This window comes from Flavobacteriales bacterium, assembly GCA_016124845.1.
GTDB lineage: Bacteria > Bacteroidota > Bacteroidia > UBA10329 > UBA10329 > UBA10329.
The window spans coordinates 7,501-18,947 of record WGMW01000062.1 but is presented as its reverse complement, the minus strand read 5'-3'; the positions used below and the strand labels follow the sequence as shown (position 1 = coordinate 18,947).

The following is an 11,447-nucleotide window of genomic DNA, read 5'->3' as shown; positions in this document are numbered from 1 at the left end:
TTTCGGCATCCATGTACCAGGTCATACCGCAGACTCAACCTGACAGAGGGAAGAAACTAACGCACAGGGTCATTGCCCCAAGGGATCGTCCAACTCCAATGCCAAGCTACTCAACTCTTGAAAACAAACATATAAGGGATTAGAGCGGCATCCTTTTTTGTCCGCAGGCAAAAAAGATATAGCGAAAAGCCCGCCCGCGCCCTGATCGCTTCGTTGTCCTTCGTTACATCGCACTGCGTCCGTTACTCAGGATGACACTCAGCGGCCCACGCGCGGGAACGCCCCCGGAAAAGGGGGATACGAAAAAGGGGAAAAGGGAAATTCGTAGGGGTAAGACCCTTTGACAGTTCGACATGCTCACTGCAGGCAAGTTCAGGGTGACGCGGTCGTTTGGTTTGATGTAAAGGGGTTTCGGATAGGCGTTTTTCCTGTTCAAATCCCTGTTGAAAACCGAAGCACAATAAACTCGACCCCGCATGGGTCTAATACTATATTTATTGTCCTCAAGAACGGAACGTAGGCTGAAGGAAATGGCGGAAGAAACCAAGTATGGCGCAGAACAGATACGGTCGCTTGAATGGCATGAGCACATTCGGCTGAGGCCCGGGATGTACATTGGAAAACTGGGCGATGGGTCGCAGTCGGACGATGGTATTTACATCCTGATAAAGGAGGTGATCGACAACTCCATTGATGAGTTTGTGATGGGCAATGGCAAGACCATTGAGGTGACGGTGAAGGACCGCTCGGTGCGTGTGCGCGATTACGGTCGTGGTATTCCGCTGACGAAGGTGGTGGATTGTGTGAGCAAGATCAACACGGGCGCGAAGTACGATTCGGTTGCATTCAAGAAGTCGGTGGGTCTGAACGGGGTTGGTACGAAGGCGGTGAACGCGATGTCTTCGAACTTCCTGATCCAGTGTTTCCGTGAGGAGCAGACGAAACTGGCGGAGTTCCAGAAAGGTGTGATAACGAACGATGCGGCCATTGAGCCGAGTAGCCAGCGCAAGGGAACGCTGACCTACTTTGAGCCAGACGAGACGCTTTTCAAGGGCTATCATTTCCGCGATGATATTGTGCGGAGGATGATGTGGAACTATTGCTACCTGAACCCAGGTTTGACAATTGTTTTCAATGGCGAGAAGCTGACATCGGAAAACGGGTTGAAAGACCTGTTGGAGGCGAAGATCGATGATGAGATCCGCTACCCGATCATTCACCTGAAAGGCGAGGATATTGAAGTGGCTATCACGCACGGCAATTCATCCCGTGAGGAATATTATTCGTTCGTGAACGGACAGCATACGACCATGGGCGGTACGCACCAAGGGGCTTTCCGCGAGGCGTTTGTGACAACGGTGAGAACACACTTCAAGAAAGAGTTTGATGCGAGCGATGTGCGAAGCGGCATCATCGCAGCCATTTCGGTGAAGGTGATGGAGCCTGTTTTCGAGAGCCAGACCAAGACGAAGTTGGGTTCGCAGAACGTGGCAGAAGATGGCCCTTCGATGAAGGCGTTTATCGGGGATTTCCTGAAGACGGAACTCGATAACTTCCTGCATAAGAACTCGGATGTAGCGGAACTGCTGTTGAAACGAATTCAGCAAGCGGAACGTGAGCGGAAGGAGCTTTCGGGTATCAAGAAGCTGGCGCGTGACCGAGCCAAGAAGGCGAGCTTGCACAACAAGAAATTGCGCGATTGCCGCGTTCATTTCGACTCAAACAAGGACAGGGCAGAGGAGACCACGATTTTCATTACGGAGGGAGATTCGGCTTCTGGTTCTATTACCAAAAGCCGTGACCCGAATACGCAGGCGGTTTTCAGCTTGCGTGGTAAGCCGCTGAACAGCTACGGGCTTTCGCGAAAGGTGGTTTACGAGAACGAGGAGTTCAACCTGCTACAGGCGGCTTTGAACATTGAAGATGGTTTGGAAGGTCTGCGCTACAACCGGATTGTAATTGCCACCGATGCGGACGTGGACGGAATGCACATCCGTTTGCTGCTGCTCACATTCCTGCTGCAATTCTTCCCCGATCTGATCAAGAACGGGCACGTTTACATTTTGCAGACGCCACTTTTCCGTGTGCGGAACAAGAAGGAAACGCGCTATTGCTATTCGGAGGAAGAACGGAGAGATGCAATTGCCAGCTTAGGACGGAATCCGGAGATCACCCGATTCAAGGGATTGGGAGAGATTTCGCCAGATGAGTTCAAGAACTTCATTGGCGAGGATATGCGGTTGGATCCGGTGGAGATCAGAAAGGAAGATCACCTGAGCCAGATGTTGGAGTTCTTTATGGGCAAGAACACGCCCGATAGGCAGGATTTCATCATTGAGCGCTTGAGGGTGGAGAAGGATATCGTTGAGGAGGAAGTTGAAGCGTGAAAAAGGGGGAATGTAGCGTACGTATTCATTTACAGATATAACTTTTGAAAAGACATTTTTTGGCCACAGAGACACAGATTTTCACAGATTTCACAGAGATTTCTGTGAAACCCTCTGTGTTTTCTGTGTCTCTGCGGCTATTTGATGTTGTTCTTGCATACAAGTAGACTATCAATATGATGGCTTCGAACAAACATGGTGGAACTCACAACGAATACATTAATTATTTACAGAAACAGCAAAAGGACACCTCGGTGAAGGGGAAACACATTTCCTAATTCCCGAATTACCTCTTGAAAGACATGAGCGAGGAAAACGAGCCGATAGAAAACGAAGAAGGAAAAGATGGCGATGCTGGGAACAGCATTGCCGTGAGCGGGATGTATCAGGATTGGTTTCTTGATTACGCCAGCTACGTTATTCTCGAGCGTGCCGTTCCTACGATCGAGGATGGATTGAAGCCTGTTCAGACGCGTATCATGCATTCCATGTTCGAGCTGGAAGATGGTCGCTACAATAAGGTGGCGAACATCATCGGGCATTGCATGAAGTACCACCCGCATGGCGATATGGCCATTGGCGATGCGATCGTTGGACTGGGGCAGAAGGAACTACTAATCGACACGCAGGGAAACTGGGGAAATACCCTTACGGGCGACCGTGCTGCTGCTGGTCGATACATTGAAGCGCGACTTTCCAAATTTGCGTTGGAAGTGGTTTTCAACCCGAAGACCACTGAGTGGAAGACCTCTTACGATGGACGGAACAAGGAGCCGGTCACACTTCCTGTCAAGTTTCCGTTGCTGTTGGCGCAAGGCGTTGAGGGTATTGCGGTCGGACTTTCGACCAAGATACTGCCGCACAATTTCAATGAGTTGATCGATGCTTCCATTCAGATCCTGAAAGGAAAGAAAGCGTCTGTTGTGCCCGATTTCCAAACGGGTGGAATGATCGATGTGAGCAATTACAACGATGGTCAGCGCGGAGGTAAAGTGCGTGTCCGTGCCAAGATCGGCAAGGTGGATACCAAGACGTTGGTGATCACGGAGATCCCATACGGAACGAATACTTCCAACCTTATCGACAGCATTCTGAAAGCCAACGATAAGGGCAAGATCAAGATCAAGAAGGTGGAGGATAACACGGCAGAGAACGTGGAAATTCTCATTCACCTCGCCACAGGAATTTCGCCCGATAAGACCATCGATGCGCTTTACACGTTTACGGATTGCGAATCGAGCATTTCTCCGAATGCGTGCGTGATCGTGAATGAAAAACCGATGTTCATGTCGGTTTCGGAGATACTGCAGATCAACACGCAGCAGACCCTTGATCTGCTGCGAAGGGAGTTGGAGATCAAACTGGGCGAACTGCAAGAGCAATGGCATTTCGCTTCGCTGGAGAAGATCTTCATTGAGAACCGCATTTACCGCGATATTGAAGAGGAGGAAACGTGGGAAGGTGTGATCAGCGCCATCGATAAAGGTCTGAAACCGCACATCAAGCACTTGATCCGCGAGGTGACGGAAGAGGATATTGTTCGCTTGACGGAGATCCGCATCAAGCGTATTTCCAAGTTCGATAGCAACAAGGCTGACGACAACATTGCTGCATTGGAAGGTAAGATCGCGGCTGTGAAATACGACCTCGACCACTTGGTTGATTTTGCGGTGAACTACTTCAAGAATCTGAAGGAGAAGTACGGAAAAGGTCGCGAGCGTAAGACGGAGATCCGTCAGTTCGATACCATTCAGGCTGCACGTGTTGCGGTAGCCAACGAGAAGCTATACATCAACCGCGAAGAAGGCTTCATCGGAACGGGCATGCGCAAGGACGAATACGTTTGCGATTGCTCAGACATTGACGACATCATCGTTTTCATGCGCAACGGTTTCATGAAAGTGGTGAAGGTCGATAGCAAGGTTTTCGTTGGTAAGGACATCATTCACGCGGCCGTGTTCCGTAAGAACGACAAGCGCACCATATATAATATGGTATATCGTGATGGCCCGCGCGGGAATTATTTCGTGAAGCGTTTCCCGGTCACGTCCATCACGCGCGACAAGGATTACGACCTCACGGCAGGAACCGAGAACAGCAATGTGGAATGGTTCACTGCCAATCCGAATGGCGAAGCTGAGGTGATTGCGGTACACGTTCGCCCGAAACCGAAGTTGAAGAAACTCAAATTCGATTTCGACTTTGCGGAGCTGGCCATCAAAGGCCGCGCAGCCAAAGGGAACATGTTCTCGAAAAATCCGCTCAAGAAGATCGAGTTCAAGGAGAAAGGACTTTCTACACTTGGTGCGCGCAAGATCTGGTTCGATGATACCGTTCAGCGTTTGAATGCAGAAGGGAGAGGCGAACTACTGGGCGAATTCTCGCCAGAGGATAAGATCCTGACCATCAACCAGGCAGGCGAGTACAAACTGCTTGGTTTCGACCTCAGCACGCAGTTTGATGACGACATGATCCTGATCGAGAAGTGGAATCCTGAGAAGCCGCTGACGGTCGTGTATTTCGACACGAAGAAGAAGCTTTACATGATCAAGCGGTTTTTGGTGGAGAAATCGACCAAACCCGTTGAGTTTGTTCCTGAAGGAGAAGAATTTCAACTGGAATTGGTCGCATCAGATTGGAAGCCGCGCTTGCAGATCAATTTCCGCAAGAAAGCGGGCGAGGAAGAAGCGCAATCCGAAGAGATCAACGTGGAAGAGTTCATTGCCGTGAAAGGCGTGAAGGCCAAAGGCAACATCCTCACCAAAGAGACCGTGAACACCATCGATCAACTGGAGCCGATTCCTTTTGAGCCACCAGTAACTGAGAAGGTTGAAGCCGATTCATCCGAAGATGATTCTGAGGGCGATTCTGAGGCATCCGAACAGGAAGTTGTAGCAGACGAAAAATCTCCAACTATTGAGCTGGACGTGGAAGCTCCGAATGAGGAAGAGGCGTCTCAGCCGAAAGAGGAAAAGCCTCAAGTACAAGTAAAAGAGGAAAAGCCGAAATCGCCACCAAAGAATGGTTCTTCGAGTGAAGGGCAGCTTGGATTGTTCTAACAAATAAAAAAGGTGGCTCAGGGCCACCTTTTCTTTTCAAGACGATTCGATTTATTTCACGAAACGGGACATTCCAATGATTTGACCGTGTACATCCACAGCACGTAGAAGATAGATTCCTTCCGAAAGCTGACTTATATCGATTATCGTGCGGTTTTCGGACGATGTTGCCAGCATTGCAATTCGCCCCATAGCATCCACAATTTCCAAGTTGGTTTGAGCGAAAACAGGGTTTTGAAGTTCAACGGTAAGTTGTGTTCGTGCTGGAATCGGATAGACCTTCATGCCAAATGTGGTAGCAGCTTCCGAAATTCCACTGATCGTATCGATGATGTTCACACAGTAATCTTCCACCTCGCCATCCTGCCCTTCTTGACAGGCGGTTTGCGGATAAGCTCCAAAGCCACCGGTTCCGTAAGCCATGGAAACACGCATTCGCGTAGATCCGAGGACAGCGTTTGATGGGATTGTGATCGTTCCGGAAACAGCCGATTGACTTCCCGGTATATCATCGACCAGCAGTTCAGAGTTGTCGAACGCTCCATTTTGATCCGCATCTATCCAAACGCGGAAGTGTTCTGTGTAGGCCTGTCCCGCAAAATCCGGTGTGAATGTGAAATCGATGGAATCACCGCGCTGAAGAGTTGCTGACATGTTGGTGAAATCCTCATAGCCATTGGCTGAGCCAGAGGAGCTATTTGAAAGATCACCGACCTCAATGCTTCCGATCCATTCGTAATCTGTACTGCCCGAGGACGCGCAATAAGCATTATCGATACAGGCACCGCAGCCAAATGTTGATAGCGTTTGAGTTGCCGAGAAAACAGTTGAATCACCGCTGCAATTGGTTGCAATTCGTACTTGGTATTCGGTACACGGGGCAAGGTCAGCAATGGTGTAGGTGGTAGAGGTGATCCCATCCATGTCGTTCCAAGTGGAGTTCCCTGCTTCTCGCCATTGGATCAGGTAGCTTTCGGCCGCCAGAACGGACGTCCACGTGGCCGTAACCGATGTATCAGTAAGGTTTCCAAGTTGAAATCCGGTGGGAGGTACGCAACAGCCATCCGTTTCAAAGAAAAGCGTGTCGGACCAATCTCCGGCAACACCATCGCAGATGGATTGCGCCACGAACCAATAATCTGTGCAGGCGGTCAGATTTGTCAGATTGAAGGAGTTCTGCGGAAGATTCGCAATGTCCGTGACGCTTCCTCCAATTTCAGCAAAGCTGATGTTGAATGAATCAATGTCCGCCAAACTGTTCCAACTGATCGTGGCAAGGGTGTCCGAAATGCCGGATGCCATCAACGTGAAGGGCGCAATACATCCGCCAGAGGAACAATTGTTCAGTATTTCGTCCAGCGCGCCCCGAACGTTCAGTCGTCCACCGGTAACACATTCTGTGGCGAGGTTGCTTACGGGATCCACGCCATTCAGTATGGCATCTCGCACCATCTGGGCAGCAAACGCAGGATCGGAATGTGAGATGGCTGCCAACGAGGCACAGGGGGCGGAATAGGCCAAGGCAACGGCACCTGCGGTTGCCGGACTGGCAAACGAAGTTCCGCTGGTGGTCTGGTATGTTCCGTTGGAAGCCGTTGTCCGCACGTTATCGCCAGGCGCACCGAGGTCGATGGTCGTTTGTCCGTAGCCGGAGAATGTCCGCACGTCTTGATCATCTGTTGCCGTTACCGCGATCAGATACTCGCTGGAGCAGGCGGTCGGCAGGTCGCCCACATTGTCAATATTGACATTATTGTTGGCGGTTGCTCCCGTGCTCAGAATACCCGACATGCCAAGCGTATCGTAAAAGGCACACCAAAGTGGCGCATCCGCTGGATCTGCGTTGTCAATTCCCCAGGAAGAATTTGTTACCACTACATAAGCACCTTTTGCGCCACTGGTCTGCTCGTAAAGTCGCCTCATTACCAACGGATAGGTGTATGCCTCAATGACGTTTGCCTCATTTGGGTTATTGGTGTTGCCAATGTCACCATAGGTGGTATTCATGATCTTCACATTCCAGTTCACACCAACAACTCCGGTTCCGTTGTTTCCAACCGCTCCGATCATCCCTGCCACATTCACACCATGACTTCCCCCATCCACGTTGTCGTCATGGTCAACCGGATTCCAGCCCAAGTAATCATCAATGTAGCCGTTGCCATCATCGTCCAGATCATTGTTCGGGATCTCGTGGTAATTGACCCAGTTGTTGGCCATTAGGTCTGGATGACTGAGGGCACCACCATCATCTACTACGCACGCAACAATGGTGTCTCCTGTTGCCGTTACGCCTCCTGTTGTGATGTCCCAAGCTTCGTCCGAATCAATGTCGGCATCGGGCGTGCCTCCGTTCTGCCCCGTATTAATATGCCACCATTGCTGGTTCAGCTGAGGATCGTCTGGGGTCGTGTTCCTATTCTGGATGTAATGATTCAGTTGGATCAACGAAACACCGGGATGATTCCAAACTTGCTGCAAGAACTGTTCGTGATGAATGTTCGGATCGAATTCCAACAGATAGGCGGCCATTGGAGATGAGAGAAGTCGATTCAGCTTCAAGCCTGTAGGTTGACCGTTGAAGAACTGATTTTCGGCAATCACATCCTCAATTTTAGCATTTGGAACCTGAACGATCAAGTTGCCTGGAACGATTTGCGGTCTTTCTTGAGCGAACATGGCTGTGGAAAACAACAGCGCCCAAAGGATTGTAAATATTTGCTTCATCAGATTTGGAATAAATGCAAGACGTAAATATAGTTGCTGGGTTGACGGTAACTGTGCTTATTGACACAATGGCTGGTTACCCTATGCCGATCAAGCGGTACTTTTGATGCCCATGCAAGAAGAGCATTTTGAACGGTGGACATTGCCGAACGGTATTCGATGTATTCATCGGACGGTCAATTCGCCTGTGGCGCATTTAGGATTTTTAGTCAACATGGGTTCGCGGGATGAACTGCCGGAAGAACACGGACTGGCGCATTTCGTGGAGCACACCATATTTAAAGGAACCAAGCATCGCAAAGCCTATCATGTGCTCAGTCGCATGGAAGACATTGGTGGCGAATTGAACGCTTACACTACCAAGGAGGAAACCGTTGTTCATGCCACATTTCTGAATCAGCATTATGCGCGGGCGGTAGAGCTCTTCAGCGATATCGTGTTCAACTCCACGTTTCCTGCTAAGGAACTGGAGAAGGAGAAATCGGTGATTGTTGATGAGATTAATTCCTATTTGGACTCGCCATCGGACATGATATTCGATGAGTTTGATGAACTCGTTTTCGCGGGGCATCCGCTTGGAAGAAGTACATTGGGAACACCTGAAAGTGTGTACAGTTTCAATGGAAAGGCCGTTCAGAAGTTTCTGAAACGCGGCTATCGCACCGATCAAATGGTTATCAGCACGGTTGGGAATATCAATCTGAAAAAGCTGAAAACCATGTTGGAGCGCTACTTCAATAAGGAATTACGCAGCGAGGCAAAACATGACCGCCAGCCGTTTTCCGGTTACACTCCCAAACGCTCTGAGCAACTGAAATCGAATTATCAGACGCATTTGATGATGGGCAATGTGGCCTATCCGGCCGATCATGACGACCGCATCGGACTTTATCTGTTGTCTAACCTTTTGGGCGGTCCGGGAATGAACGCCCGCTTGCACATGACACTTCGCGAGCGTCACGGCTACACCTATAATGTAGAAACCAACTATTCCACCTTTCAGGATACGGGACTGTTTTCCATCTATTTAGGCATGGACGAGCGTTACCTGAACAAATGCATCGACCTTACGCACAAAGAACTTCGCATTCTCAGAGAAAAAGGACTTGGAACGTTGCAATTGCACAAGGCGAAACAGCAATTGCTGGGGCAAGTGGCCATCGGGCAGGAAAATAATCAGAGCCAGATGTTGGGCATTGGCAAGAGTATTCTTCTGTTTGATGAGGTGCGCACTTGGAAAGAGATTGCAGAGAAGATCGAGGAACTCACAGCCGAGCAATTGCTTCGTATTGCCAACGAAGTGTTCAATGAAAAAGACTTCAGCTATTTGATCTACAACAGGAAGTAGTTACTCTTTCCGATAAACAAGTTTTAAGGAGGTCTGAGTTTCATCCGTACTGAATTGCATCAGGTAAACAGATTCGCACAGCCCGAATGCTCGTAGATCGATCTGCTTTTCTCCACTTCCCTCAGCAACCATTCTTCCTGTGGCATCGAACAATTGCCACTTCAGATTTTCAATCTGCGGTAGATGAACGATTCCAGTTGTCGGGTTCGGGTAAACCGATTGCTCTATCAATTCTTCCACATCAACCGTAATGTCGATATACTGCTGCCCGTTGGAAGTGTCGGCTTCTTCCAATCCAGCGCCATTCACCGCCTTTACAGTTGTGTAATACCAAGCGTTTGGCGTGAGGGTGTAAGCAACATTGATGGAAGTGTTCAGACCTTCATTGCTCCAAGGATGAACGTTTGTCCCTCCGGCAGCATCACCGATGGCAACTTCATAATGGTCAACGCCAGAGTGAGGGTCGGTTGCTGCCGCCCAATTTGCGAAGAGTTGCGTGCCGTCATTGGTAACATCAATATCTGTTGAGTTTCCATCTGCAACACCCGAAAGTACCGGTGGCGTCCAATCGATATTCACTTGCGTGACATCTTCCGTAGAGCAGTTTCCAGCGTTGTCAAAAATGTACGTTCTGATTTCGCATGCAGGCGTGTTCGGGTCAGGGTTCTGATAGCGAACATCATCGTTGGCCGTGCCAATGGTCACCAACTGTGACGCTGTCCGACTCTTGTAAACACGCACATCGTCATACTCTGCCGTACAGTTCCCCGTTCTCAGAGAAATGCTGTTGCCCGAAGTGATCGGGCTCGGATCGGTCCACGAACTGACCATGCTACCATCTACATAAACACGGATCTCTCCAGATAATTGGTTGTAAACGGTTTTGATGTCATACCAAGTGTCGGCATCAACTACCAGATCATCATCCGTTTCCAACGTCCAAGAATCATTGACCACCTTGTATATCTGAACCTTGTCTGCATCAGCTCGCAGGTAAATGAAATAGGAGTTGCCGCGATTGTCCAACGTGGCGTCCGAGCACATGAAATGCATGCCCGCTCTTCGTACCGTTCCCGAACCTCCCATCTTCATTTTTAAGGAGTAGAGATAATTGCTGTTCTGAACCTGCTGTACTGGAATATACAGGTTGGTGTTGCTCAGTCCTTCATCGGATTGCGCAGCTGTTCCGCTGTTGATACTCCAAGTTCCGGTCTGCGAAACCCAATCAGTCAGCGCGGGGGCGAAGAAGTCGTACAGGAAACCGTTGTCCGTATTTCCGCTCCAACGGGTTCCATCGAAATCCAGCACTTGCGAAAACCGTTCATCTTGGTTCACCGCACTACCTCCTTGGTTGTCGTTCTCCGTGTAGGTTGCGTAGAAATTGTCCGCTTCCCAATTATTGGCACTGACCATTACAGAAGGAGCAATATTATCGGCACCATTCGACTGCCAAGTGGCAGCCCAACCGGGATTGGCCGTTCCGCAATCACTTCTGAACTCGAACAATAATGTTCCGTTGTTCGAAGTAACCGTTCCAGGATTGTCTGTTCCGGTGTAATAGCCGATCAATAGCGAAAACACATCCGTGCCATCATATATATAGAGGTAGTCCCAATCTGTTTCAAGGTCAAATTCCTGAAACGTGACGGAAACTGAACTTGCTCCGGTTGGGGCGATCAGCGTCAACGTGCGCTCATCACTGTTGTAAACTCCGATCTGACCGCCACTATCGTAGAAGTCACCACTTGCGGCTGTTAGCGTAGTCGTGCTTGTGTTCGGGTTGACCATCTTGTAAAAGTGGTCCCAATCCCAGTATTGCCCTGGATCTGTGTGCGTCTGATTCGGAAAATGCTGATGCCCTTTTATCCGCACGCACGACCCTGGTATTCCATCCACGTTATAATAGGTGTCGGCCGCCCACGGAAA

General features: G+C 49.6%; 5 protein-coding genes (1 of these 5 running past the window's edge). 3 read left to right on the top strand and 2 right to left on the bottom strand.

Annotated features, from left to right (window positions below; genetic code table 11):
- Positions 1–530 precede the first annotated feature (530 nt).
- Both GC178_18475 and GC178_18470 read left to right on the top strand, forming a co-directional pair.
- Entirely contained in the window at positions 531–2,387 is a 1,857-nt protein-coding gene (locus GC178_18475; GenBank protein ID MBI1289553.1) for a type IIA DNA topoisomerase subunit B, read from the top strand.
- Between the two features lie 302 nt (positions 2,388–2,689).
- Entirely contained in the window at positions 2,690–5,446 is a 2,757-nt protein-coding gene (locus GC178_18470) for a DNA gyrase/topoisomerase IV subunit A (protein MBI1289552.1), read from the top strand.
- Positions 5,447–5,497: 51 nt separating this feature from the next.
- Here the strand turns inward: GC178_18470 and GC178_18465 are convergent, their stop codons facing one another.
- On the bottom strand, positions 5,498–8,173 hold the full coding sequence (locus GC178_18465) for a S8 family serine peptidase (GenBank protein MBI1289551.1): 2,676 nt from the start codon (positions 8,171–8,173) through the stop codon (positions 5,498–5,500).
- A 112-nt stretch (positions 8,174–8,285) separates the two neighbouring features.
- On the opposite strand from GC178_18465, the gene GC178_18460 reads away from it, so the two are divergent.
- Positions 8,286–9,521 carry an insulinase family protein gene (locus GC178_18460; GenBank protein ID MBI1289550.1) on the top strand — a complete coding sequence of 412 codons (1,236 nt, stop codon included), beginning with the start codon at positions 8,286–8,288 and terminating at the stop codon, positions 9,519–9,521.
- On the opposite strand, the gene GC178_18455 is transcribed toward GC178_18460, so the two are convergent.
- Positions 9,522–11,447 carry the 3' portion of a T9SS type A sorting domain-containing protein gene (locus tag GC178_18455; protein ID MBI1289549.1) on the bottom strand. Its footprint extends 1,050 nt past the window's final position, so only the last 1,926 of its 2,976 coding nucleotides appear in the window; the start codon falls outside the window, past its right edge — the gene reads right to left on this strand; its stop codon occupies positions 9,522–9,524. It abuts the gene before it with no gap.

Coding starts and splice junctions, on each gene's coding strand:
- GC178_18475 (MBI1289553.1), top strand. CDS start 531: ATGGCGGAAGAAACCAAGTATGGCGCAGAACAGATACGGTCGCTTGAA.
- GC178_18470 (MBI1289552.1), top strand. CDS start 2,690: ATGAGCGAGGAAAACGAGCCGATAGAAAACGAAGAAGGAAAAGATGGC.
- GC178_18465 (MBI1289551.1), bottom strand. CDS start 8,173: ATGAAGCAAATATTTACAATCCTTTGGGCGCTGTTGTTTTCCACAGCC.
- GC178_18460 (MBI1289550.1), top strand. CDS start 8,286: ATGCAAGAAGAGCATTTTGAACGGTGGACATTGCCGAACGGTATTCGA.